General features: G+C 71.8%; 21 protein-coding genes. 9 read left to right on the forward strand and 12 right to left on the reverse strand.

Annotated elements, in window-relative coordinates; all coding sequences use genetic code 11:
- Positions 1-11: 11 nt before the first annotated feature.
- Positions 12-1,661 carry a hypothetical protein gene (locus ACQPZ4_RS05720; RefSeq protein WP_433056845.1) on the reverse strand — a complete coding sequence of 550 codons (1,650 nt, stop codon included), beginning with the start codon at positions 1,659-1,661 and terminating at the stop codon, positions 12-14.
- 853 nt (positions 1,662-2,514) lie between these two features.
- Here ACQPZ4_RS05720 and ACQPZ4_RS05725 point away from each other — a divergent pair.
- Positions 2,515-5,208, forward strand: coding sequence for an EAL domain-containing protein (locus ACQPZ4_RS05725; RefSeq protein WP_433056847.1), 2,694 nt, complete (start codon positions 2,515-2,517; stop codon positions 5,206-5,208).
- 100 nt (positions 5,209-5,308) lie between these two features.
- Here ACQPZ4_RS05725 and ACQPZ4_RS05730 read toward each other — a convergent pair whose 3' ends face one another.
- Both ACQPZ4_RS05730 and ACQPZ4_RS05735 read right to left on the reverse strand, forming a co-directional pair.
- Positions 5,309-5,944, reverse strand: coding sequence for a hypothetical protein (locus ACQPZ4_RS05730; RefSeq protein ID WP_433056849.1), 636 nt, complete (start codon positions 5,942-5,944; stop codon positions 5,309-5,311).
- A 124-nt stretch (positions 5,945-6,068) separates the two neighbouring features.
- Positions 6,069-6,803 (reverse strand): M50 family metallopeptidase, encoded by a 735-nt coding sequence (locus ACQPZ4_RS05735; RefSeq protein ID WP_433056851.1) that lies wholly within the window; start codon positions 6,801-6,803, stop codon positions 6,069-6,071.
- Positions 6,804-6,815: 12 nt separating this feature from the next.
- Between ACQPZ4_RS05735 and ACQPZ4_RS05740 the strand changes: the two genes are divergently transcribed.
- The 3 genes from ACQPZ4_RS05740 to ACQPZ4_RS05750 all read left to right on the forward strand — a co-directional run bounded on the left by ACQPZ4_RS05740 (position 6,816) and on the right by ACQPZ4_RS05750 (position 9,409).
- Positions 6,816-7,310: an N-acetyltransferase family protein gene (locus ACQPZ4_RS05740; protein ID WP_433056853.1), complete on the forward strand. Its 495-nt coding sequence runs from the start codon at positions 6,816-6,818 to the stop codon at positions 7,308-7,310.
- A gap of 90 nt (positions 7,311-7,400) precedes the next feature.
- A complete protein-coding gene (locus ACQPZ4_RS05745) occupies positions 7,401-8,990 on the forward strand; it encodes a serine/threonine-protein kinase (RefSeq protein WP_433056855.1) in 1,590 nt (529 codons plus the stop codon).
- Between the two features lie 68 nt (positions 8,991-9,058).
- Positions 9,059-9,409, forward strand: a complete 351-nt coding sequence (locus tag ACQPZ4_RS05750) for a DUF1801 domain-containing protein (protein ID WP_433056857.1) — start codon at positions 9,059-9,061, stop codon at positions 9,407-9,409.
- A gap of 110 nt (positions 9,410-9,519) precedes the next feature.
- Here the strand turns inward: ACQPZ4_RS05750 and ACQPZ4_RS05755 are convergent, their stop codons facing one another.
- From ACQPZ4_RS05755 to ACQPZ4_RS05765, 3 genes are read right to left on the reverse strand one after another with little or no spacing between them, the layout of a single operon-like run.
- Complete coding sequence (locus ACQPZ4_RS05755) at positions 9,520-10,287, reverse strand: FAD:protein FMN transferase (protein ID WP_433056859.1); 768 nt, start codon at positions 10,285-10,287, stop codon at positions 9,520-9,522.
- Positions 10,288-10,336: 49 nt separating this feature from the next.
- A complete protein-coding gene (locus tag ACQPZ4_RS05760) occupies positions 10,337-10,936 on the reverse strand; it encodes an FMN-binding protein (RefSeq protein ID WP_433056861.1) in 600 nt (199 codons plus the stop codon).
- A gap of 38 nt (positions 10,937-10,974) precedes the next feature.
- Complete coding sequence (locus ACQPZ4_RS05765; RefSeq protein WP_433056863.1) at positions 10,975-12,354, reverse strand: ferredoxin reductase family protein; 1,380 nt, start codon at positions 12,352-12,354, stop codon at positions 10,975-10,977.
- A 168-nt stretch (positions 12,355-12,522) separates the two neighbouring features.
- On the opposite strand from ACQPZ4_RS05765, the gene ACQPZ4_RS05770 reads away from it, so the two are divergent.
- Positions 12,523-13,047: a hypothetical protein gene (locus ACQPZ4_RS05770; RefSeq protein ID WP_433056865.1), complete on the forward strand. Its 525-nt coding sequence runs from the start codon at positions 12,523-12,525 to the stop codon at positions 13,045-13,047.
- 50 nt (positions 13,048-13,097) lie between these two features.
- Here ACQPZ4_RS05770 and ACQPZ4_RS05775 read toward each other — a convergent pair whose 3' ends face one another.
- Together ACQPZ4_RS05775 and ACQPZ4_RS05780 are read right to left on the reverse strand one after the other, a co-directional pair.
- Positions 13,098-13,574 carry a GNAT family N-acetyltransferase gene (locus ACQPZ4_RS05775; RefSeq protein WP_433056867.1) on the reverse strand — a complete coding sequence of 159 codons (477 nt, stop codon included), beginning with the start codon at positions 13,572-13,574 and terminating at the stop codon, positions 13,098-13,100.
- A gap of 115 nt (positions 13,575-13,689) precedes the next feature.
- Positions 13,690-14,385: a DsbA family oxidoreductase gene (locus ACQPZ4_RS05780; protein WP_433056869.1), complete on the reverse strand. Its 696-nt coding sequence runs from the start codon at positions 14,383-14,385 to the stop codon at positions 13,690-13,692.
- A 259-nt stretch (positions 14,386-14,644) separates the two neighbouring features.
- Here ACQPZ4_RS05780 and ACQPZ4_RS05785 point away from each other — a divergent pair, with 259 nt between their 5' ends.
- Complete coding sequence (locus ACQPZ4_RS05785; protein ID WP_433056871.1) at positions 14,645-14,896, forward strand: hypothetical protein; 252 nt, start codon at positions 14,645-14,647, stop codon at positions 14,894-14,896.
- 117 nt (positions 14,897-15,013) lie between these two features.
- Here the strand turns inward: ACQPZ4_RS05785 and ACQPZ4_RS05790 are convergent, their stop codons facing one another.
- From ACQPZ4_RS05790 to ACQPZ4_RS05800, 3 genes are read right to left on the reverse strand one after another with little or no spacing between them, the layout of a single operon-like run.
- A complete protein-coding gene (locus ACQPZ4_RS05790; RefSeq protein WP_433056873.1) occupies positions 15,014-16,198 on the reverse strand; it encodes a hypothetical protein in 1,185 nt (394 codons plus the stop codon).
- An 8-nt stretch (positions 16,199-16,206) separates the two neighbouring features.
- Complete coding sequence (locus ACQPZ4_RS05795; RefSeq protein ID WP_433056875.1) at positions 16,207-17,733, reverse strand: alkaline phosphatase D family protein; 1,527 nt, start codon at positions 17,731-17,733, stop codon at positions 16,207-16,209.
- Positions 17,734-17,790: 57 nt separating this feature from the next.
- Positions 17,791-18,684, reverse strand: coding sequence for a helix-turn-helix domain-containing protein (locus ACQPZ4_RS05800; protein ID WP_433056877.1), 894 nt, complete (start codon positions 18,682-18,684; stop codon positions 17,791-17,793).
- 97 nt (positions 18,685-18,781) lie between these two features.
- Here ACQPZ4_RS05800 and ACQPZ4_RS05805 point away from each other — a divergent pair, with 97 nt between their 5' ends.
- The 3 genes from ACQPZ4_RS05805 to ACQPZ4_RS05815 are packed head-to-tail and all read left to right on the forward strand — an operon-like array spanning position 18,782 to position 22,799.
- Positions 18,782-19,780 carry an NAD(P)H-dependent flavin oxidoreductase gene (locus ACQPZ4_RS05805; RefSeq protein ID WP_433056879.1) on the forward strand — a complete coding sequence of 333 codons (999 nt, stop codon included), beginning with the start codon at positions 18,782-18,784 and terminating at the stop codon, positions 19,778-19,780.
- Positions 19,781-19,801: 21 nt separating this feature from the next.
- Positions 19,802-21,289, forward strand: coding sequence for a DUF2142 domain-containing protein (locus ACQPZ4_RS05810; RefSeq protein ID WP_433056881.1), 1,488 nt, complete (start codon positions 19,802-19,804; stop codon positions 21,287-21,289).
- Entirely contained in the window at positions 21,276-22,799 is a 1,524-nt protein-coding gene (locus tag ACQPZ4_RS05815; protein ID WP_433056883.1) for a DUF2142 domain-containing protein, read from the forward strand. Before ACQPZ4_RS05810 ends, ACQPZ4_RS05815 begins: the two co-directional genes overlap by 14 nt.
- Here the strand turns inward: ACQPZ4_RS05815 and ACQPZ4_RS05820 are convergent.
- On the reverse strand, positions 22,783-23,199 hold the full coding sequence (locus tag ACQPZ4_RS05820; RefSeq protein WP_433056885.1) for a YbaB/EbfC family nucleoid-associated protein: 417 nt from the start codon (positions 23,197-23,199) through the stop codon (positions 22,783-22,785). The genes ACQPZ4_RS05815 and ACQPZ4_RS05820 overlap by 17 nt on opposite strands.
- Positions 23,200-23,204: the final 5 nt, after the last annotated feature.

The following is a 23,204-nucleotide window of genomic DNA, read 5'->3' on the forward strand; positions in this document are numbered from 1 at the left end:
GGCAGATGCACCTATCTGGGCGCGTGTGCTGCGAGAAAGATTTTGGCCATGGCGCTGGCCAGGTCCCCGGGGTCGTTGGAGGCCACCGCCTGACCCCCGGTGAGCTGCGCCATCTCCCGCAGCACGACCATGTCGGCGTCGCCGCCGTAGCCGATCGCGAACACCACCACCGGCTTGCCGGGGTCGCGCAGCCCGGTGAGCCGGGTCAGGAACTGGTCCTTGGGCATGGAGAACTTCGAGTCCTGGTCGCGGCCGTCGGTGAGCACCACGACGAGGGTGACCGCGTCGGAGGTGGACCGGTCCCGCATGTCGCCCACGCCCCGCAGCACGGTCTCGAACAGGGGCGTGCCCGCCTTGGGAAACGCCGTGTACTGCGCGGCGACCTGGCGCATCGCCTCCCGCCGCGGCACGCTGCCGACCTTCTCGTCCATCGGGCCGAACGGCAGCGCCACGGTGAAGGGCGGCGCCTCGGCACCCGGCGAGGCGAACATCCACACCCCGAGACTGGTCTCGTCGCCGAAGAGCTGGGCCGCTTGTACCCCGGCCGAGCGCAACAATCCCGCCTTCGTGGTCACGTTGCCGGAGCGGTCCCGGACCTCGTCGTTCATCGAGGCGCTGGCGTCGACGAGCAGCAGCGTGTGGTACGCCAGCCGCTTGTACTGCGCCCACGTGGCGGCCCACTCCGCGGCGTTGTCCGGCAGCCCGATCGGCGCCTGGTACTTGGCCACCAGCCCGTCCCCGCTCGGCGCCGCGTCGCCCACCGGCCGCAGCCCGCGGCTGGTCAGCTGCTCGGCGAACGCCTTGTCGTGCATCCGCGCGGCGAGCTTGGCCGCCAGCGCCTGCAGCTCCCCGTCGCCGGCCGCCTTGGGCGTCAGCAGCAGCGGAAAGTCCGCCTCGGCGATGGCGTCGGCCGGGTACAGCGCGGCCATCGCGACCGGGTGCCGCGTCTGCTGGTACTTCCAGAAGTCCTGCTCGGTGACGGTGAACAGCCCGACGTCGCGCAGCGCCTTGGCCGCGTCGGTCTGCTGGGCCATCCGCTCGAACAGCTTGGCCGGCTCCGCCTCCGCATCGGCCAGGCGCGCCCGCACCGACAGCGCGCGCATCTGGGCGATCCCGGGATCGGTCGTGGTCCGGGCCATCGCGCTCTGGATCTCCATGGTGCCGAGCAGCCCGGCGGTGTCGCGCAGCGGGCTGCCCATGCTGAACTTCGGGCCCTGGCCGTTGTTGAGGGCGGCCCCGAGCGCGGCCCAGGTGGGCTGCTTGTCGGGCCAGCCGTTGGCCTCGGCGTACGCCTTGGTCGCGGCGATCACGACCGGCGTGCGGGCCAGTGACACCGGCTCGGGCGCGTAGTCGAACTTGGCCAGCCGGGCCCAGGCCGCCGTGGTGGGAATCCAGGCCTCGCCGCCGGCGTAGGTGTCGGTCGCCGTGACGGCGATCAGCTGGCAGCCGCCCTGCTGGTTGGCGCCGATGTCGGCCGCGGCCCGCTCGACGACCGGGGCGAGCTCGGGGGTGACGGCGGTCCGCAGCACCCCGCGCCCGCCGCAGCTCGTGCCCGCGGCGCCGGCCTTGTTGTCGTCCTTGCTCTCACCGCTGCGCGAGGCCAGGTTGAGCCCGACCGCGACCCCGGCCGCCACGGCCAGCGCGACGATGACCACGCCCACCCCGACCCACCACTTCGTGCCCGACCCGCTCCTGGGTGCCGGCGGGGGAGGAGGGATCCGGGTCGGCGGCGGCGGTGGGGGCGCCGGCGGCGGCGCGATCCGGTCGCGGCGCTCGGGCGGCCACTCCTGCGGATACAGCGGCGGGAGCCAGTCTTCCTGTTTCGGGGCGGTCGCCGCGGTGTGGGACGCGACCGTATGCGCCGGCGGGGGCGGGGGGACGTCCTCCGCCGGCGCATACGGCTCTTCCTCTTCGTACTCCGCGGGGTGGTCGTCGGAGTACTCGTCGGCGTCGCCCGGCGCCCAGGGGGAGGAGCGCGCGGCTCGCGCCGACGATCGTGCATCGCTGGGGGGCTGCTCGGCATGCCCGCGACGGTTGCGTTCCGGTGGCGGCGCCGGTGGTGGGGGCGCCGTCGGGGGCCCGCCCGGTGCCGCGGGAGCCCACGGGGAGGGGGCGGCGGCGGGCGGTTCGGAGCGGGGCCGGGGCACCTCGCGCGGGGGCGGGACGTAGATCCCGTCGGCCGTGAGGTCGTCGTCGTCACGACGCCTGTGATGCCGGCCCTCCGTCATGGCATCCCTTTCTCTCTTCTGCGAGCCCGCTACGTTGCGCGAGGGTGAGGAAGCGCGATGCGGCCAACCTAGCACCGGTGGGCATCGATGTGTGACCACCTGACTACGTAGTGATCATGACTTGCCTTGCGGCATGTGAACCTTCGGGTCTTTCGCCGCCGAACCGGCAAAACGTGGCGATCGCCTCATCCCGGGCACTCAGGTGCGCACGATTCCCGCCGATTTGTTGCCAGGTGACATACGACGTTGTCGCCTAGGTGGCTCGCGGCGGGAGGGATCGACGGCGATGGCGCTCGACGTGCGGCTGCTGCGCTGGACGGCGGGCCTGACCGTGCTCAGCGTCGCCTGGGTGCTGGCCCAGTGGTCCGGCCCGATCGTGCACCCCGCCCTCGGCTGGCTCCCGGTCCCGGTCTGCCTGGTCCTGGGCACGATCGTCATGCTGCGCACCGCCCACGCCGCCCCCGACCGCCGCAGCGGCCGCTTCTGGCGCCACCTGGCCCTGATCCTGACCCTGATCATGGCCGCGATCATCAGCAGCGCCTACGACTCCCTGCTCGGCCCCGACGCCCCGACCCAGCGCTCCAGCCCGCTCACCATGGTGTTGTACCTCTCGGCGGTCGTCGTCCTGGTCTACGCCCTCCTGCGCCTGCCGATGGGCCGGCGCAGCAGCCGCGCCCTGCTCACCTTCGGCCTGGACATGGCGGTGGTGCTGGCCGCCGCCATGCTCGTGGCCTGGTACTTCGCCGCCCGCGCCTCGGTCAGCCTGGCCACCGTCACCGGCACCAACTGGACCCTCTTCGGCGTCCTGCTCATGCTCTTCGCCAGCATGTTCGCCCTGGCCAAGGTCGCCCTGGCCGGCATGGGCACCCTGGACCGCCGAGCACTCTGGATCATGGGTGGCACCCTGCTGGTGGCCGCCCTGGCCGGGGCCGCCGCGCCGTTGCTCCTGTCCCGCCAGTACCTCAACGACTGCCAGCTCTCGGTCCCCCCGAGCTGCGTGGGCCTGATCCTGGCCGCCCTCCGCCAGCACCGCGCCTTCACGGAGCCCGCGGTCACCAAGGCCAAGCGCCGAGCCCGCCCCTTCAGCCTGATCCCGTACGCCGCCATCGTCGCCGCCGACGCCTTCGTCCTGGCCGGCGTCGGCGACCGCCCACGGGACACCCGCATCCTGGTCGGCGGCTCGGTCCTGCTCACCCTCCTGGTCGTGGCCAGGCAGCTGGTCTCCCTGTACGACAACGGCCACCTGCTGGCCCGCGTGGACGCCAGCATGCTGGAACTCCGCCGCCACGAGCGCCGCTTCCGCTCCCTGGTCCAACACGCCTCGGACATGTTCGCCATCTGCGACGCGAGCTACCACGTCACCTTCGCCAGCCCCAGCCTCCTGCGCTTCACCGGCGAGCGCTCGGCGTCGGCCATCGACCTGCGCGGCATGGTCCACCCGGACGACCTGGAGCAGCTCCGCGAGGCCACCATGCGCCTCGCCACCCCCGGCAGCAACACCACCCTCCAGGTCCGCCTCCGCCACCCGGACACCACCTGGCGCTGGTTCGAGGTGGTGACCACGAACCTGTTGCATGACCCAAGCGTCCGAGGCGTGGTGGCCAACGCCAGAGACATCACCGAGTCCCGCCGCTACCAGGACCAGCTGACCTACCAGGCCTCCCACGACGGCCTGACCGGCCTGGCCAACCGGGCCCTCTTCAACGCCAAGACCGCCGAAGCCGTCTACAGCACGAACGACCTGGCCCTGGCCTTGATCGACCTGGACGACTTCAAGGCCATCAACGACCGCCTGGGCCACGCGGTGGGCGACGCCCTGCTGGTCGAGGTAGGCGAACGCCTGCGCAGCACGGTAGGCCCGGGCGACGTGGTGGCAAGACTGGGCGGCGACGAGTTCGCCGTCCTGCTCCCGGACGCCGACCGCAACAGAAGCGCCGCCATCGCCGAGGCCTTCATCGACGCCCTGTCCGCCCCGGTACGAGCCGCCGGCTACGAACTCCTGGTCCAGGCCAGCATCGGCGTAGCCAGACTGACTCCGGACTGCGACGCCAGCGACCTCCTGCGCCGAGCCGACATGGCCATGTACGCCGCGAAGGAGCTGGGCAAGAGCCGCTGGGTGGAGTACGGCCCCGAGCTCGACGCCCACCAGGTGGAGCACGCCCAACTGGCGGCCGAGCTGAGCCAGGCCCTGGACCGGGACGAACTGACGGTCGTCTACCAACCGATAGTCGGCCTACCAACAGGCGAAATCCGGGGCGTAGAGGCCTTGGTCCGCTGGAACCACCCGACCCGAGGCACGGTCTCCCCGGCGGTGTTCATCCCGGTAGCGGAGCGAACCGGCCTGATCGTCCAGATCGGCGCCTGGGTACTGCGCCAGGCCTGCCGCCAGGCAGCCGCCTGGACGGCGGAGCTGGGCGACGCTGCGCCGTGGAAAATCAGCGTCAACGCCTCGGCCCGCCAGTTGCTGGAACCGACGTTCGTGAACACGGTGGAATCAGTCCTACGCGAGACAAGCCTCCCGCCGGAACGCCTGAACATCGAAATCACCGAGACGGCAGTCTTCGGCGGCGGCCGAGCTTTGGACACGGTGAAAGCGCTCCACACTTTGGGCGTCAAAATCGCCCTGGACGACTTCGGAACGGGCCACTCTTCGCTCGGGCTGCTGCGGACCTGCCCGGTCGACGTCCTGAAGGTCGACAAGTCCTTCGTGGATGGCGTAACGGGCACGGTGGAGCAGGAAGCGATCGCCACGTCAATCAGCGAGATCGCCCAGGCCCTGCGGTTGGAGGCAGTGGCCGAGGGCGTAGAGACCCCAGCGCAGGCCGCACGCCTGCTGGAACTGGGCTACCACCTGGCCCAGGGCTTCCACTTCTCCAGGCCACTCCCTCCCGGCGAGATCGCCGGACTTTGCGGAAGCGGGCACGGCCACCGGGGGGTAGGCAAGCCGCGCCCGCTTCCGCTCCTTACGGGGGGCGAATAAAGCTTTGAGTTTTCACAGGCTCAGCACACGACGGCCTGGACCAGGAAGCGAGGTGTGTTGACATACCCCCGGCCCCCCCGGCCCCCCTGCTCTTAGTACGTCAAGCCACCCACATAGCCGAAAACGCCGCAGCCTCCCCAGCCAACCACCGCTCCACCTCATCCACCTTCACGCTTCCAGAAGCCCGCAACACATCCCCCCGCCGCAGATCCACCAGAACCGGAACCGCCTGAGGCAACACCAGATCCATATGCCGACCCATCAAGTGCAGAGTCGCCACCGCCGCCTCCGCCAGCGGCGCCTCCTCATCGAAGTGCAGCCGCACCGCCTCCCCCCGCCCATCCGGGAACCGGAGACCGAAGTGCGGGTTGATCTTCACCGGCAGCGTCCCGATCATGCACAGCGCGTCCCGGGTCGGCGTGACCTCCACCGGCGTCGGGATCGACTCCAGGTAACGGAGCGCCCCCGGCACCACCGCCTCGTACAGCGGCTTCCACCGCGGGTTGACCTGCTCGACGACGGCGTTCAGATACGTCCCGCCGGTCCGGAACTGAATGTCCGCTTTCAGGGCCTTGACGAGCTGCCCGTGCGGGTTGAAGCCATGCCCCGACTCGCGCTGCCGGCGCAGCCCGCCGACGAAGCTCGCCTTCCGCGGCCCGGTTCGGCCGACGTAGCGAGTGAAGCTGAGCAGGGTGGCATAGGGCACTGATCCGGTGGTGGTTACGGGCGCGGTCACGGGCGCTCTCCTCCCAGGTCAAGAGCGTCTTTCGTACATACATTCTAATGGATCCGCGCAAGGATGCCCACCCCGATTGGACGGTGGGACAGTGATCAGTGACGCTATGTGAGATCGACCGCTATCAGCCGATGAGGTCCTCGACCGGGCCGAGCATCAGGCGCACGCCGAAGGCCAGGCAGCCCAGCACCACGAGGACGAAGAACGCGATGTACACGAGCGCCGGCACGCGGGTCAGGCGCGCGATCTGGTCGGCGTCGGAGTTGGGGGCCTGCCGGCGGAAGCGCGACTGCTGCAGCTCGAAGACCGCCCGCACGCCGCCCAGCAGCATGAACCAGGCGAACGCGTAGGCGAACGCGCCCTGGATCTTGGGGTCGGCGAACCACGAGACGGCGAAGATGATCGCGCCGGCGACGACCACCGACACCACGCCGTAGAAGTTACGGATCATGATGAGCATGAGCACGAGCAGTACCAGCAGAAGCCACAACAGGATCGTGATGCGGCCGAACCCGAGCAGCGCCGCCGCGGCCAGGCCGAGCAGCGAGGGCGTGATGTAGCCGGCGAGCCCGGTGATCACCATGCCGGGGCCGGTGGGGCGGCCGCGCGAGAGGGTGAGGCCCGACGTGTCCGAGTGCAGGCGGATGCCCGACAGCCGGCGGCCGCTGAGCACCGCCGCCAGCGCGTGACCGCCCTCGTGCGCGATGGTCACGAAGTTGCGCATGACCTTCCACAGCGGGCGGATCAGCACCGCCAGCAGGGCGGCCGCGCAGGTCGCGATGACCACCTCGCGCGGCGGGGACGGCTGGCGGCTGAAGGCGTCCTGCAACACGTCGAACACGAATGCAGAGCCTGCCATCTCGCGTGTTGAATGAACAGCGTGGAGATCAGGCGCTTTGCGGACACCGACTGGCCGGGTGTGTGGGACGTGTGGCACGAGGTCGTGGCGGCCGGCGAGAGCTACGACAACGCCCCGGACTCGAGCGAGGCCGACGCGCGGGAGCACTGGCTGCTGGCGCCGCCCTGGGAGCAGTGGGTCGCGGTCGAGGGCGGCGAGGTGCTCGGCATGTACAAGGTGGGGCCGAACAAGAACCGGCTCGGCGCGCACGTGGCCAACGCGAGCTTCATGGTCTCGTCCCGGGCCCGCGGCCGCGGCCTCGGGCGAACCCTGGGGGAGCACTGCCTCGACCGGGCCCGCGACCTCGGCTACGCGGCCATGCAGTTCAACGCCGTCGTGTCAACGAACACGGTGGCCGTGCGGCTCTGGCGCTCGCTCGGCTTCATCATCGTCGGCACGATCCCGGACGGCTTCCAGAGCACGAAACACGGGTTGGTCGACTTCCATATCATGCATCGGTACCTGTGATGGTGTGCAACGGCGTGTGGGTCCCTCTTGGGGGGCGTAGTTCCTGGTACAGCTTGTGACCTTCATCTTGCATTCTGTACCAATAGCGCGATGCGTACTCCGCCCGAAGCGCGCTACGACACCGACGCCCACCACAGCGGTGACCTGACCGGTTACCGGATCGGTGACGCGTACGAGTTGGTCGAGCCGATCGGCGGCGGCGGCACTGGCACCGTGTGGCGGGCCCGCGCGCTGGCCGGTGACGAACAGGTCGCGGTGAAGCTGCTGCGCGAGGACCTCATGTCCGAGCCCAAGGCGGTCAACCGGTTCGTGCAGGAGCGCGCGATCCTGCTCATGCTGCGCCACCCGCACATCGTCCGGGTCCGCGACCTGGTCACCGTCGGCACCTCGCTGGGCCTGGTGATGGACCTGGTCGAGGGCGGCAGCCTGCGCGACTACCTGCACGAGCGCGGCACGGTGGCCCCGGCCGAGGCCGCCACCCTGCTGGCCCAGGTCGCCGAGGCCCTCTCCGCCGCCCACCGCCGCGGCGTCGTGCACCGCGACCTCAAGCCGGACAACATCCTGCTGGACCGCGTCGACGGCGGGCTGCACTGCCGGCTCACGGACTTCGGCATCGCCCGGGTCCTCGACACGCCGAGCATGACGACGCCGGGCGCGCTCGTGGGCACCGCGAACTACGTCGCCCCCGAGGCCGTGTACGGCGGCCGCCCCGCCCCCGCCGCCGACATCTACGCCCTGGGCGTCGTGCTGTTCGAGCTGACGACGGGCCGCCCGACCTACGCCGGCGGCCCGGCCTGGGCCATCCTGCGCCGCCACGTCGACGAGTCCCCCCGCCGCGTCCCCGGCATGCCCGACGCCGTGTGGCAGGTCGTGCTGGAGTGCATGGACAAGCGCCCCAGCCGCCGCCCCACCGCCCGCGAGCTCGCGATCTCCCTGCGCGCCGTGGCCCGCCGCACCGCCGACGAGCCCGCGCTCCCGCCGCAGTCGGTCGAGGAGCGGCTGACCACCATCCAGCCGCCGCTGCCCCAGCCGCGCACGTCCGCCGTGAGCTCCCGGACCGCGTTCCTGGCCGTGGTCGTGGCGGTGCTGATCCTGATCGCGGTGCCGGCCTGGCAGTACCTGCACCGCGGCGGCTCCAACGGCACCACCGAGGGCGCCCAGACCGCTCCGGCGCACGCCGCACCTCCGGCCGCCGCGCCCTCGCGCACGGCGGGCGCCCAGGCCGGCCCGAGCCGCAGCCCCGGCGCGCCGCGATCCGGCGACAAGGGCGCCGCCGCCCCGTCGCAGCAGCCCGGGCCGCAGGTCGAGGGCTCGGACGCGTACGGCCCGGAGATCTGCCCCGACCAGTACTCCTGGGACATCGGCCACCCCGCCCTGGCCCGCCCGTGCCACTTCATCGGCACCGACCGGGTCCGCTTCATCGGCCACATGCAGAGCATCCCGGCGGTCCAGGCCGACATCAGCATGTCCATCCTGGACGCGGAGACCCTCACGCCGGTGGAGGGCCCGCACACGTGCACCGGCCTCATGTTCACCGACTTCGCCCCGGACCACGACTGCGGCCCGTTCGAGGCCAGGCTGCCGCGCGGGCACCGCTACGTGGTGCAGGAGAAGTGGGTGTACACCAACCGCGCCCTCCTGCCCGGCGGCGAGGTCCGCGGCGTCGAGTTCGACTGGTAGCTGTTCCTCGTCCCGGTGGTCGGGAAATCGGGCCCGAAAATGTCGTACCTGTGTGGTGGGGTGTGGGCATGGCGGGGGAGGATTTGGACGAGTTGCTGGAAGAACACTGTGCGAGCATCGGCGCGCTGACCCGGCACCTGCGCGAGGTGATCCTGGCGGCGCGGCCGGAGTTGACGGAGCGGGTCTACCGGGGGTGGCACGGGCTGGGCTTCCACCACCCGTCGCGGGGGTACATCGCGGCGGTGTTTCCCGGGGCGGACTGTGTATCGGTCGGGTTCGAGCACGGGGCCGACCTGCCCGATCCGCACGGGCTGCTGGAGGGGACCGGGCGGCGGCTGCGCTATCTGCGGTTCAAGCCCGACGAGAGCGCTCCGACGCACGAGCATCTGATCGAATACCTGGATCTCGCGGTCGCCTGACCGAGTTCTCCGCTAGCTGGAGTCGGGCGAAATGTCGGGCGTCGTGCCTCCGCCCCGACATTTCGGATTTATACCCCGACAGGGGATTTGTCGGATTCCGGCTGTGTTGATCAAGCGAGCTTCGGGGGCACGACCGGGAGGCCGTCCGAGCGCAGCGCCCGCCCGTCCTCGGTGATGACCGCGCTCTCGTGGCCGGGCAGTGCGGCGAGCCAGTCGATGCCGGCCAGCCCCATGGCGAGCGCGGCGGTCGCGTACGCGTCGGCGGTACCGAGCTCGGGCCCCACCACCGTGACCGACCGCAGCTCGTCCACGGCCGCGCCGGTGAACGGGTTGAGGACGTGCAGGCCCCGCTCGTACGTGCCGGACGTCGCCACCGCGGTGTCGGTCACCTCCAGCACCCAGGCCACGGCCATCGCCTCCCACGGGTGGCGCACCCCGACCCGCCAGCGCTCCCGCCCGCGCGGTGCCCCGCGCACGAAGATGTCGCCGCCGGCGTTGAGGCAGTGGTTGGCCGACCCCTCCGCGAGCAGGCTGTCGCAGGCGCGCTGGACGGACCAGCCCTTCACGTACCCGGACGGGTCGAGCACCCCGCCGGCGTTGATGTCGAAGTACCCGCCGGTCTCGTCCCAGAGCTCCGCGCACCGGTCGAGCACCTCCCCGACGAGCGGCGAGCACTCCTCGCGGCGCAGCTCCCCGCGGGCGAGGCGGCTGATCTCGCTCTCCGGCTGGTACGTGCTGAAGATCCGGTCCACCACGCGCAGCCAGTCGAACACCCCGTCGGCGAGCCGCTCGAGCTCGTCCACCGGCAGGTCGTCGTCGAGGTCGAGGCTCACGGCCATGCCCATGACGTGCTCGACCCGCACGAGGCTGTGCGTCATCGCCGGGATCCTGCCGCCATGACCTCTTGATACCCCGGCGCCGGCCGGATCAGGCCTGGAACGCGCGGTCGATGGCGGACTGGAGCGAGAGTTTGTACCCGCTGCTGGTGTACGTCGCGCCCGAGACCGAGTCGATGTCGGCGCTCTGGGCGGAAAGGGCCTCGGAGCGCAGTTTCGGCAGCGCGGAGTTGTTGATCTGGACCGACCGCGAGTGCTCGCTCGGCGCGTCGAGGACCTTGACGTCGGTCATCTTGCCGCCGGAGACGACGATCGACAGCTCGACGTTGCCGTACTCCACGTAGATCGGATTCCCGTTGAAGGTCCCGTCCTTCATCGTGGTGCGCGGCGCCTTGGGGGCCGTCGTGGTCGGCTTCGAGGCCGGGGCGGTGGTCTTCGTGGTGCCCGCCGGGGCCGTCGTCGTCTTGGTGCCGGGGGCCGGCGTGTTGCCCGGGGCCGGCACGCCCGACGGGTTGGCGGCCGGCGGCGCGGCGGCGTCCGCCGGGGCCGGGGACGCGCCGGGGATCGGGCTCTCCGCCGCCCGTGGCTGCGGCGCGGCGTCGCTCGCCGGGCTGCTGAACCCCGCCTTGGTGCCGACGAGCAGCACGGTGCCCGCCGCGGTACCCATGAGGGCCATCAGGGCGCGTCGCATCTTGGGTCCTGCTCCTTGAACGTGGTGGCGAGGGAGGGTCAGAGCTCGAACGGGTCCAGGTGCACCTGGCGCCGGGGGACGCGCAGGCGGTTCAGCACGTGCAGGGACTGCTGGATCAGGCCGTCGGGGCCGCAGAGGTACACGTCGCGCTCGGAAATGTCCGGCACGAGCTCCCGCATGCCGCTCGGCGTGAACAGGCGCCGCGGGCCGGGGGCGCGCCGGTCGCCGACCACGAACCAGAGCTGGGCGTGCCGGAGCTCGGCCAGGTGCTCGAGCTCGTGGCGCAGGTGCAGGTCGTGCACGGCGCTCGCGCGGTAGATGACGATGGCGCCCGGCGGCAGCTCCTCCAGCAGGGCGCGGATCGGGCCGATGCCGCTGCCCGCCGCGATGAGCAGGGCGCGCTGCTTGACGCGGCGGCTCGCGGTGAAGTCGCCCCACGGGCCCTCGACGAAGATCCGGGTGCCCGGGCGCATGTCGCGCAGCTGCTGGGTGTGGTCGCCCACCGTCTTGACCGTCAGGCGCAGCCAGCGGCCGTTCGGGGCGGCCGAGAGGGAGAACGGGTGGGCCTGCCACCACAGGCCGCGGCCCAGGAAGCGCCAGCGGAAGAACTGGCCGGCCTGGGCGTCGAGGTCGTGCAGGCGGGCGCCGGTGATGTAGATCGAGACCATGTCCGGGCCCTCGGTCACCACGTCGGCGACGCGCAGGCGGTGGCGCAGGTTGAGCCAGAGCGGCCCGACGATCCGGCCCAGCACGACCCCGGCGATGGTGACGACGTAGAACCCGATCCACACCGTGCGGCCGAGGCCGGGGCGGAACAGCTCGGCGCCGTTGGAGAACTGGTGGGCGAAGCCGAGCAGCAGCGCGAGGTACGCGGTGAGATGCAGGAAGTACCACAGCTCGTAGGGCAGGGCGCGGCGCAGGGCCCGGATGCTCAGCAGCCCGATGCACACCAGCATGCCGGCGGCGATGAACGCCGTGACCATGTCGGAGTACTCGGTCAGCAGCGTCCCGAGCTCGCTGGTGAACGACACGTTGTCCGCGTACGAGTAGCCGATCGTGATCAGCGCCGCGTGCCCGAGGATCGTGATCAGGACCGAGCCGCCCAGCTCGCGGTGCCAGAGCCCGAGGTGGCGGGCGCCGATCCAGCGCTCCAGGAACCCCAGCCGGCTCATGAGGATGACCTGCATCAGCAGCAGGTAGCCCGCGACCAGCCCGGTCACCCGCCCGGCGGCCTGGAACAGCTCGGCCGTGGTGTCGATCGAGCCGGTCTTCGTGCCGAGCCACCAGGGCAGCACCGCGAGCGCGAGGCCGCCCCAGAAGAGGGTGCGAAGGAGGAACCGTCCGGCGTTGTTGTGCTCGACGGGCCGGGCCTGTGGTGCGGCGAGCTGCCCGGCCGGGCGCTGTCTCGGGACGGTCATCGTTGTCTCTGCGTACGGTGCATGGGGTTCCACTGCCATCGGTGATACCAGGGCCCTCGGCCAGCAGGCCACGGGCTTAATCGGGACTTCAGGTTGCCCACAAGCTGCGCGAGCGGTGCTCATGTTCGCACGCCGGTGTGACATTTTCGGGACCCGTAGACTGCTGCGATGCAGCGGCTCTGGCGAATTGTCCTGATCTCGGCGGCGGTGCTCGCCTCCGTCGCGGCCACCGGCTTCGGCATGGCCTACTCGCTGGGCGCGTTCGCCGAGGCCGGCCGCTTCAGCGCGGTGCCCGGCTGCGGGGTGCTCGAACCGGCCACGTTCGCCCCGGTCCTGGCGGCGGCCAAGGTCGACAGCGACGGCGACAGCTGCAGTGCGACGGACGGGCAGGTGCAGGTCAACGTGGGGTACACCCTCGTGACCAAGCGGGGAACCGTGGGCGGTCCGGAGCTGGCGTCCCGCTATCTGACCGCCGTCGGCGGCGGGGACACGGAGACCCTCAAGGGGGTCGGGGACCAGGCGATCCGGCAGCGCACCAAGGCGATCGGCGCGCCCCAGATCATCAGCATGCGCGTGAGCAACCTCATTGTCGTGCTGTCGGTGGTGAACCTGGCCGGCGGAGACCTGCCGGGCGGGGCCGAGGACGGGCTCGTCAAGGTCGCGACGGCGGTGGGAAACCGCCTGGCCGGCTGACCCGAAAAAAGCTCCGCTCGCACGAACTCACGTAACGGACAAAAGCCCCGTCAGGGGAGGCGCCGCTGGAACCGCCCAGCCGCGTCCGTGCGGTCCTGGTAGCCCAGCGCCCGGTAGAAGGCGTGCGCGCCCTCGCGCGTGCGCAGGCTGGTCGCCTCGACGCTGGCGCACCCGCGCAGCAGCCCGAACGTCTCCGCCGCCGCGACCAGGCTCGTGCCGATCCCGCGCCCGCGCGCCGACTCGGCCACCGCCAGCGCGACGATGCGCAGCCACGCCCCGTCGACCTCGAACGAGGGGATCACGTGCGCGGCGATGACACCCAGCAGGTGGCCGCGCTCGTCCCACACGAACGCGGCCCCGTCGGGGTGCTCGCACCAGCGCTGCAGCCGCTCCGCGACGTTCGTCTCGGCCTGCGGGTGGCCGTCGCTCTCCAGCAGCGCGGCGACCTGCTCGGTGTCGTCAGGCGAGAGCCTGCGCACCCCACGGGCGACCTGCATCCGGTAGCTGTGCAGAACATCAGCGGTCATGAGTGCAGCGTAGAACCGGAGGGCCGAAGCGTGCCTGCCGGAAACTAGTCATTCACATTCATGGCTGCGTACGCACAACTTGACGATTCGCCCGCGGGGCCTAAGATTGCGCGCCTCAGACGGCGCAGGAGTCGTCCGTGCACGCACCCGACGCGGCGTCGGCGGCCGGCGCCTTCAGCAGCGTCAGCGAGGACTGCGCCAGGGCCTGCTGGAACACCTCGAGCGGCTGCGCGCCGGAGACCCCGAGCCGCTGGTTGAAGACGAAGAACGGAACCCCGCTGATGCCGTACTCCCGAGCCTGCGCGATGTCCGCCTGCACCTCGTCCGCGTAGGACCCGTCGGCGAGCGCCTGCTTGGCCGCCACCTCATCGAGCCCGGCCGAAGCGGCGAGCGAGGCCAGCACGGTGTGGTCCCCGACGTCGGCCCCCTCGGTGAAGTACGCGTGCATGAGCCGCTCCTTCACCTCGCCCTGCCGCCCGTGCGCCTTGGCGAAGTGCAGCAGCCGATGCGCGTCGAGCGTGTTGGCGGTGCGGGCGCGATCGAAGTCGTACGCCAGCCCCTCCTCGGCGGCGATCCCCGTCACGTGCGCGAACATCCCCTTGACCTGGCTCATCGACATGCCCTTGCGCGCGGCGAGCGACTCGCCGACGGTACGCGAGTCCCCGGTCGGGGTCGACGGGTCGAGCTGGAAGCTGCGCCACTCCACGGACACCTCATCGCCCTTGAAGTTCGCCAGCGCCCGCTCCAGGCGCCGCTTCCCGATGTAGCACCACGGGCAGACGATGTCCGACCAGACCTCGACCTGGATCATGTGCACGCACTCCCTCTACCGAGCTCATTGACGCTTCAACAATACCCCTCCCATGGGATCACGTAATATCGTGAAATGTCCGGAATGTCGGGCTGGCGAAGCGCCCGACATTCCGTGACCCGACCGCAGCGCGCCGAGGACGACCAGAACCCCGGCGAACACGCCGCGCGCCGCCGAGTTGAGGCCCGAGCCGAGGCCGGCCTGCGCCGGAGGAAGGCCGCGCAGCGCGCCCGTGGTCAGAGCCGGCGCACACAGGCCCATGCCCGCGGCTGGTGCGGTCGGGGCGGCGGATGGTCCCACGCTGGACCGGACGTTCACGATGCTCGCCCGCGACGTCGCGGCGTCCGTGGCGGCGCCGATCATCGATCGCATCGCCGCGAAGGCGCCGAACGTGCGGCTGCGGTTTCTGAGCGAGACGTCGCGGCGGGGCAAGCTCACCGGGCCGATCGGCGAGATCCTGGCCGCCCACGGCGCCGAGCGGTTCAGGGCGGGCCACCGCGGCCCGCCGTGAACCTGGTTCCGCTGCGCGTGCCGGGCCTGGACCTGCCCGCGATCGAGCCGGCCCAGGCCCGGTAGGCCCGGTTCGACGCCGGCGGGGCAGCGCCGCCGGCGTCGAACCCGCAAAGGCCTACCAGTCGGCGTTGATGCCGCCCCAGGCCAGGAGCACCTGGTCGAACGTGTTGCCGTCGTTGTCGTCCGTGTACGCGACCGTGAACGCGCCCCAGTTGTCCACCGCGACCGCCGTCTGCTCCTGGCGTCCCGTCGTGGTCTGGGTGAGCACCTGGGTGGCCAGGCGGCCGGCGGTCGTGCCGTCCGGGTTGAAGCCGCGGCCGTACTGCTCCGTCGCCGACCAGGTGACGAAGGCGTTGGCCTGGCCGTCGATGCCGATGGCCGGGTTGCTGCCGCCGTTCGCCACCAGCACCTCGGTGGAGCGTGCCACCGCGCCCGGGGCGAACGAACGGGTCCACACGCCCGCCGTGCCGGTGTGGTCGGACTCCCACGCGACCGTGAAGTCGCCGGTGAAGTTCTCGGCGATCGCGGCGTGGCGCTGCTGGCCGTCGCCGAGGCTGTTGGCCGTACGGCGGGACAGGTTGACCGCGCCGTTGGACTTGGCCAGGCCGACCAGCCCGATGTTGTAGTAGCCGTTGGCGTCGGCGTCCTCGTCCCACACGACCAGCGCGTCGCCCGACGCCGAGACCGCGACGTCCGGGCGGTGGTGCTGGCCGGTCTGCTGCGACGCGAAGACCTCGTAGGCCTTCGTGGCCGGGCCGGTGTAGCCGGCCGCCTTCACCGTGTAGGTGCTGCCCTGGATGTCCTCCCAGGCCACCGTGAACGCGACCGCGCCGCTGGTCGGGGCGCCGTCCGGGTCGACCGCGACCTTGGGCAGGATCTGGTCGCCGGCGGTGTCGGCGTTGGCCCGCCCGGACGCGGTGACGGTGCCGGTCGGGGAGAGCACGCGGTACTGGATGTTGAACACCCCGTTCCCGTCGCCGTCCTCGGCCCAGACCACGACCGCATTGCCCTTGTCGTCGAGGCCGACGTCGGGCGACAGGTGGGTCCAGTTCGAGCTGCCGCCGGCGGACAGCTTGACCTCGTACTTGGACGCACCGTTGGTGAACATCCGGACCCAGATGTCGGAGTGGCTGTTGTTCTCCGGGGCCGTGCTGTCCCGGTCGTCCTCCCACACCACGGCGACCTGGCCGTTGCGGTTGGCCGCGATGGCCGAGGTGTCCTGATCGCCGGTGGCGGTGCTGTTCGCCGTCGTCCACGTCAACGACGCGGCGGCAAGAGCCAAAGCAACAAGAGCCTGCATCTGTACCCCTAGATCGCTTGCAGGCCGGGACGGCCGTCGAGGATGGCGAAGGACTTGAGCGTGCTGGCGGCCGCACCGTGCTCGGTCACCGTGGTCACGCCGCGGAAGTCGGCCGTCACCTGGGCCTGCGTGATCTTCGTGCGCACGTAGCCGCGCCGGTTGGAGTAGAACTTCAGGTGCGGGTTGGTGCCGGCGTTGGGGATGGCCGTGTCGGCCGTACCGTTGCCGCCCGACGTGATCGAGGTGCAGACCAGTTCGGTGCCGATGGTCGCCGAGTTCGCGTTCGCGTAGTCGGCCTTGAGGTTGTTCGCCCACGACGCGTGCACGTCGCCGGTGAGCACGAGCGGGTTGCGCACGGCGCGGTCGACCCAGCCCTGCTGGATGCGCGCCCGCGACGCGCGGTAGCCGTCCCAGGCGTCCATGTTGCTCGCGCCGGACGCGTCGAACTGGCGGGCGAAGAACACCTGCTGGCCGATGATGTCCCACTGGGCCAGGTGCTGGCCGAGGCCGTCGAGCAGCCACGACTCCTGCGCGGTGCCGGGCAGGCTGCGGCTGGCCAGGTCGGCGTCCGCGCACACCTTCCAGCCGTCGCCGCAGGCCTGGTCGTTGCGGAACTGCCGGGTGTCGAGCATGTGGAACACGGCGAGCTGGCCCCAGCGCACGCGGCGGTACAGCGCGATGCTGTTGCCGCTGTTGACGTTCGCCGGGCGCAGCGGCATGTTCTCGTAGTACGCCTGGTACGCGGCCGTGCGCCGGGCCGTCCACTGCGCCGTGGTCAGCGCCGGGCTGCTGTCCGCGCGCACCATGTTGGCGTAGTTGTTCTCGACCTCGTGGTCGTCCGGCACGACCAGCCACGGCGCGATGGCGTGCGCGGCCTGCAGATCGGGGTCGGACTTGTACTGCGCGTACCGCCGCCGGTAGTCCGCCAGCGTCACGATCTCGCTGCCGGCGTGCTGGCGCAGCGAGCCGGCGGTGGCGGCGTCCTCGTAGATGTAGTCGCCCAGGTGCAGGATCAGGTCCGGGCGGTCGTCGGCCATGCGGCGGTAGGCCGTGTAGTACCCGGACTCGTAGTGCGCGCACGAGGCGAACGCCATCACGAAGTCGCGGCCGACCGTGCTCAGCGCGGGCGCGGTGCGGGTCCGGCCGACCGGCGAGATGTGGCCCTGCGCGCGGAAGCGGTAGTAGTACTCCGCGTCGGGCTGCAGGCCGCCGGCGACGACGTGCACGGAGTGGGCCGCGGCGTACTTGGCGGTCACCGTGCCCGACGCCACGAGCGAGGCGAAGCTGCTGGTGGTCGAGACCTGCCAGTCGACGGCGACGTCGGCGTTGGCCATCCCGCCCTGCCCGTCGGCGTTGAGCGGGGAGGGGGCGAGTCGGGTCCACAGCACGACGCTGCTCGCGTCCGGATCGCCGGAGGCGACACCGAGCTGGAACGGGAACGGAACGGCGGCGCTGGCGCTCTGCAGGGGTGCTACCACGGCCCCGGCGACGGCAGCACCGCCGAGGACGAACGTGCGGCGGCTGAGCCTATTCATGGGGCACACGATCGAGTCCGCGCGTGAACGCCACGTGACCGCATGCTTGATAGACAGCTACGAATATGTACGCACCTGTTGCGGCGTCCGCCCGAACGCGCGGCGGAACGCGCGGTGGAAGCTCGCCACGTTCACGAAGCCCGCCTCGGTCGCGATGTCGATGACGCGCAGGTGCGCCAGGGACGGATCGCGCAGGTCCCGGGACGCCTTCTCCAGGCGCAATGTTCGCACGGTCGCGGCGTACGACTCGGGCTTCTGCGCGAACAGCCCATGCACGAACCGCACGGAGACACCGAGGCGCCGGGCCGTCGTGGCGGGACAAAGGTCGTCGTCGCCCAGATGCTCCTCGATGTCGGCGAGCGCGGCGGCGTGGGTGCGCGGGGACCGTACCGGCGGAAGAGTCTCCGGATCGAGGGCCACCGCGAGCAGCCCGGCCGCGTGCACCGCCAGCCGCTCCGGGCGCGCCACGCTCGGCACCGACTCGAGCGCCAGCCGCACCGCCGCGCCCACGCCCCCGCGCGTCGGCACCGCGGCCGCGGTCGGCACCGGGCCCGGCAGCAGCGTGGTGGGCACGAAGAAGGACAGCTGCTCGAAGTCCGCGCCGAACTCGAACCGGAACGGCCGGTCCGTGCCGACCAGTCCGAGCTCGCCCGGGCGCAGCAGCGTCACGCGGTCGTCCTGGGCCATCAGGCTCGTGCCGCGCACCTGGAGGTTGGCGTAGAAGCCGTGCACCGGCGAGCGGGCGATGTCGTCCTCGGTGCGGCGCACCGTCTGCCGCTGCGACGCGATCCGCGCCAGCGCGAGCCCGCCGAGCGGCCACTGCGTCACCTCGCCGGCGAACCCGCCGCGCAGGTCCGACTCCGGCGTCAGGGCGAGGAAGGCGGAGCAGATGAGCTCGCGCCAGTACGCGAACTGCTCGCCCACCGCCCGGTCCCCCGTCGACCAGCGCATGTCTTCCTCCTGTCGGGTAGGCGTCCCTGCACGCAATGCAACGTCCGCCTGCGCTGGAGGCAACATGGTTTCGACGGTCTTCCGACACGGTGATGGCATGAGAACTCGTTTCACCGAAGCGTTCGGCCTGACCACGCCGATCGCGCAGGCCGGCATGGCGTTCGTGGGCATGACGCCCGACCTCGCCGTGGCCGTGTGCAACGCCGGCGCGCTCGGCTCGCTCGGCGTGGGCCTGATGCCCGCGGACGCGCTGGCCCAGACGATCGAGGGCACCCGCGCCGGCACCTCCGGCCCGTTCAACGTCAACTTCATCACCGTGTTCACCACCGACGAGCAGATCGACGCGGTCTGCGCGGCCCGGGTCGCCGTCGCCTCCTTCCACTGGGGTCACCCCAAGCAGGACTGGATCGACCGGCTGCACGCGGCCGGCGTCCAGGTCTTCGAGCAGGTCGGCTCGGTCGCGGCCGCGCGGGCGGCGGTCGACGGCGGCGCGGACGCGGTGATCGCCCAGGGCGAGGAGGCGGGCGGCCACAACGCGTCCACGCTGCCGCTGTTCGCGCTCGTGCCGCTGGTCGCGGACGCGGTGGGGGAGCGGGCCCTGGTGCTCGCCGCGGGCGGCATCGCCGACGGCCGGGGCCTGGCCGCCGCGCTCATGCTCGGGGCGGACGGCGCCTGGGTCGGCACGCGGCTCGTGGCCACGGCGGAATCGGGGGCGCACGAGGGGTACAAGCGAAGGCTCCTGGAAGCTTCCGCCGAGGACACCGTGCGCACTTCGCTGTTCGGCCCGGAGACGCCGCAGTTCAACCCGATGCGCGTGTTGCGCAACCGCGTGGTGCGCGAATGGGCGGACCGCATCGGCGACATCCCCGACTCCCCGCTGCCGGTGATCGGCGAGACGGTGCTGGCCGGGCAGCGCATGCCGATGCACCGGTTCTCCAGCCTGGTGCCGATGCGCGAATGGACGACCGGCGACCTGGAGGAGATGGCGCTGCTGTCCGGGCAGGGCGTGGGCCTGGTGACCGAGATTTTGCCCGCCGCGGAGGTGATCGCGGCGATGACCAAGGAGGCGGAGAACCTGCTCGATCGTGCGCGATGACGCCGTTCACGCAGTTGTCAGATGCCCGTGGTCGCGCATCGCCGGGGAATCGACCAGAGTGCCATCCCTGTGGGCACCCGCCGCGTTTGGTTGATCGGCCTGCTGGCGTACTTCGCGATCGGCGCCGCGTGGGCGTTCGCGACCCCGTACAACGGCGCCTACGACGAGCATGACCACGTCGTGCGGGCGGCCGGAGTCGTGCGCGGGCAGCTGCTCGTCTCGCCGGCCCGGGGCGTGAACGACGGCGGCTTCCCGGTCGTCCCGCGCAGCCTCGTGCCGCCCGGCGTGACGTGCATGATGACCGCGAACCCGCCGGCCGCGACGTGCCTGGGCGCGGCGCCGGACGACCGGACCGCGGAACCGGTGCACAGCCGGGCCTCGCGCTACGACCCGGCCTACTACGCGCTGGTCGGGTGGCCCCTGCTGCCGTGGCCGAACATGGCCGGGGTGATCGGCGCGCGGCTGGTCAGCGCGCTGCTCTGCGCGGCGCTGCTGGCCACCGCGGCCGCCCTCGCCCTGCCCCTGCGCCGCCGCCGGTTCCTGCCGCTCGCGGTGCTGTTCGGGGCCTCGCCGATGCTGCTCGCGCTCAACGGCCTGGTCAATCCGAGCGGCCTGACCATCGACGCCGCCGTGCTGCTGTGGGTCGTGTTGCTGCGGCGGTACGGCGACGAGGCCGAGCCGGACGCGAGCGCGAAACGCCGCTTGGCTGTCCTCGGTTCGCTGGCTGCGGTCGCGGTCGTCCTGGCGCGGCCGGAGGGGTTCGTCCTCGTCGCCGGCATCGTCCTCGTCGTGCATGTGGCCCTGGGTGTACGGCCGAAGCTCCGTCCCCCGCGCGCCGCGCTGGTCGTGGCCGGGGCGACCGTCGCGGCGCTCGCGTGGGCGCTCCTCTCGCGGGTCGCGGAGTTCGGGGCGGCGCCGACGCCGGTGAGCAAGCCGTTCCTGGCGGTGTTGCGGGCGATCGTGCAGTACAACATCGATTATTGGCTCCGGCAGACGATCGGGCTGTTCGGCTACGGCAGCATCGGCATGCCGCAGTGGGCCTACCTGGCGTGGACCGCGGTCGCCGGCGGGCTGCTCGTGGCCGGTTTCGCGCGCGCGGGCCGGCGCACCGCCGCGGTCATCGTCGCCGTTCCGCTGCTGTGCGTGGCGGCCGGGATCGCGGCCGACCTCGTGATGTCCCGCATCGTCGGGTACTGGATGCAGGGCCGCTACTTCCTGCCCCTGTGGGTGGGCGCGTTCCTGCTGGCCGCCTGGGCGATCGGCGAGGTGGGCGACGCGCGCCTGGTGCGCCGCGCGTACCTGGCCGGCCTCGGCGTCTGGGCGCTGATCCAGACGGTGGCGCTCGGGGTCGCGCTGATCGGGTACTCGACCGGCAAGCAGGCCCACCCGCCGGGCTCGCCGATCTGGATTCCACCGGGCGGCTTCGTGCTGCCGTTCGTCCTGCTGGTGGTCGGGCTGGTCGCGGCGACATTCTTCCACCGGCAGGAGGCGCGCCTTGTCGCCCCTTGAGCCGCCGCGGCGGCGCTTCTGGGAGTACCTGACCGCGTTCTTCCTCGTCATCGCCGGCTGGGCGCTGGCCATGCCCGCCAACGGGACGTACGACGAGAAGGACCACATCGTCCGCGCGTACGCCGTCGTCACCGGCCAGTGGACGCCCGCGCACACCGTCGTCGACCGCCGCGACGACACCAAGCCCGCCTTCCTGGTCCCGGCCACCCTGCTGCCGCCCAACAGCAACGTCGACTGCGCCTGGTCGCCCCGCCCGGCCCGCTCGGCCGCGTGCCAGCGCTGGGTCGCGGACCCGGAGCGCCGGCTCACCCCGAGCGGCGCCGCGCGCTACAGCCCCGTGTACTACCTGATCGTCGGCGCGCCGCTGGCCGTGGCCCCGAACCTCACCGGCATCGTGCTGGCCCGGCTGCTCTCCGCCCTGGCCGCGGCCGCGCTGCTGGCCGGCGCGCTGAACGCGGCCCGGCGCCTGCGCGGCCGCCTGCTCCCGCTCGCCGTCGTGCTCACCGCGACCCCGACGGCCGCGAACCTGGCCGGCTCCATCAACCCCAACGGCCTGGAGATCGCGGCGGGCGCGGCCGCGTGCTGCGCGCTGCTCGCGTTGCTGCGCCTGCCGTGCGAGGAACTGGACGCGGTGGCGGTGCGGCGGTTGCTGTGGCTGCTCGGTACGGCGTCGTTCGTGCTGCTCACCGTGCGCCAGCTCGGGCCGCTGCTGTTGCTGTTGGTCCTGGCCGCGTGCGCCGCTCTGGCCCGCAAGGGCCGGCTGTCCACGCTGGCTCGCCGCCGCCCCGTCTGGGCGCTGCTGGGCTCGTGGCTGGCCGGGCTGGCGGTGTCGGTTTCCTGGATGGCCTATTCGCGCATCGCCGACGTCGCCACGGTCGCGCGCGACGCGCGGCATTTCTCGCTTTCGGTTCTGCTCAGGGAACTGCTCGCGCACCGCCTGCCGTTCTACGTCAACCAGTTCGTCGCGCAGTTCGGCTACGGCGAGACGCGCGCACCGGCATTCGTCATCGTCATCTGGTACCTCCTGCTGGCCGTCGTCGTCGCCGGCTGCCTGACCCGCGCGCCCCGGCGAACCGTGCTCGTCTGCGCCGGTCTCGGGGTCGCGTGCCTCGGCCTGCTGGTCGCGCTGGAGGTGCACTACCTGCCGCTGGTGGGCTGGTTCGCGCAGGGCCGCTACGCGATGCCGGCCGCGGTGGGCGTGGTGCTGTGCGCGGCGAGCGAGCCCGCGTTCGGCCAGTTCCTCTCCGCGCGCAGGCGGCTGCGCGTGTTCTGCGCGACTTCGGCGACGGTCGCGGCGGCGCTGCACCTGTACGCGCTCGCGTTCGTGATGACCCGCTTCCAGGGTTCTCTGGACCCCTTCAACGCGGCCTGGCACCCCTGGGCCGGATCGTTGCTGCCGCTGGTCTCGGCGGCGTGCGGGCTGACGCTGCTGACCGTGCTGGTCACCGGGATGGCGCCCGCGCGCATCGTGCTGTTCCGGAGCATCGTCGTGCTCAGACGCGCCGCTTGAGCTTCTCCACATCGGCCATGATGCTGTCCAGCGACTGCCGGAAGCCGGCCTCGATCTGCGCGATCTGCTCCTCCGCCGAGCGCCGCAGCTCGCCGGCGTCGGTGCTCGGCATGGCGTCGCCGAGCGCCTCGCGCATGACCTCCTCGATCTGCGCGCGCAGGTCGGCGTTGGCGGCGGCGACGGCCGCGATGACGTGCTCGGCGAGGGCCTCCGAGCCCTGCCGCAGCGCCCGCGGGTCGATCACCAGGCCGCTCAGGCCGCTCGCGCTGTCGACCCGGGCCCGGATCTGCCCGTCGGCCGCCGCACCGCTGCCGGCCAGCTCGCTGAGCCGCGACTCCAGCCCGTGCAGCTGCCGGATCCGCTCCTCGTTGAGGCTGCTGAGCCGCTCGAGATCGTCCACTTCTC

The organism is Dactylosporangium sp. CS-033363, from assembly GCF_050942475.1.
Classification (GTDB): domain Bacteria; phylum Actinomycetota; class Actinomycetes; order Mycobacteriales; family Micromonosporaceae; genus Dactylosporangium.

Excerpts from the sequence above, each read along its gene's own strand:
- ACQPZ4_RS05725 (WP_433056847.1), top strand. The coding sequence starts at position 2,515 with ATGGCGCTCGACGTGCGGCTGCTGCGCTGGACGGCGGGCCTGACCGTG.
- ACQPZ4_RS05735 (WP_433056851.1), bottom strand. The coding sequence starts at position 6,803 with ATGGCAGGCTCTGCATTCGTGTTCGACGTGTTGCAGGACGCCTTCAGC.
- ACQPZ4_RS05740 (WP_433056853.1), top strand. The coding sequence starts at position 6,816 with ATGAACAGCGTGGAGATCAGGCGCTTTGCGGACACCGACTGGCCGGGT.
- ACQPZ4_RS05745 (WP_433056855.1), top strand. The coding sequence starts at position 7,401 with ATGCGTACTCCGCCCGAAGCGCGCTACGACACCGACGCCCACCACAGC.
- ACQPZ4_RS05750 (WP_433056857.1), top strand. The coding sequence starts at position 9,059 with ATGGCGGGGGAGGATTTGGACGAGTTGCTGGAAGAACACTGTGCGAGC.
- ACQPZ4_RS05755 (WP_433056859.1), bottom strand. The coding sequence starts at position 10,287 with ATGACGCACAGCCTCGTGCGGGTCGAGCACGTCATGGGCATGGCCGTG.
- ACQPZ4_RS05760 (WP_433056861.1), bottom strand. The coding sequence starts at position 10,936 with ATGCGACGCGCCCTGATGGCCCTCATGGGTACCGCGGCGGGCACCGTG.
- ACQPZ4_RS05765 (WP_433056863.1), bottom strand. The coding sequence starts at position 12,354 with ATGACCGTCCCGAGACAGCGCCCGGCCGGGCAGCTCGCCGCACCACAG.
- ACQPZ4_RS05770 (WP_433056865.1), top strand. The coding sequence starts at position 12,523 with ATGCAGCGGCTCTGGCGAATTGTCCTGATCTCGGCGGCGGTGCTCGCC.
- ACQPZ4_RS05775 (WP_433056867.1), bottom strand. The coding sequence starts at position 13,574 with ATGACCGCTGATGTTCTGCACAGCTACCGGATGCAGGTCGCCCGTGGG.
- ACQPZ4_RS05780 (WP_433056869.1), bottom strand. The coding sequence starts at position 14,385 with ATGATCCAGGTCGAGGTCTGGTCGGACATCGTCTGCCCGTGGTGCTAC.
- ACQPZ4_RS05785 (WP_433056871.1), top strand. The coding sequence starts at position 14,645 with ATGCCCGCGGCTGGTGCGGTCGGGGCGGCGGATGGTCCCACGCTGGAC.
- ACQPZ4_RS05790 (WP_433056873.1), bottom strand. The coding sequence starts at position 16,198 with ATGCAGGCTCTTGTTGCTTTGGCTCTTGCCGCCGCGTCGTTGACGTGG.
- ACQPZ4_RS05795 (WP_433056875.1), bottom strand. The coding sequence starts at position 17,733 with ATGAATAGGCTCAGCCGCCGCACGTTCGTCCTCGGCGGTGCTGCCGTC.
- ACQPZ4_RS05800 (WP_433056877.1), bottom strand. The coding sequence starts at position 18,684 with ATGCGCTGGTCGACGGGGGACCGGGCGGTGGGCGAGCAGTTCGCGTAC.
- ACQPZ4_RS05805 (WP_433056879.1), top strand. The coding sequence starts at position 18,782 with ATGAGAACTCGTTTCACCGAAGCGTTCGGCCTGACCACGCCGATCGCG.
- ACQPZ4_RS05810 (WP_433056881.1), top strand. The coding sequence starts at position 19,802 with ATGCCCGTGGTCGCGCATCGCCGGGGAATCGACCAGAGTGCCATCCCT.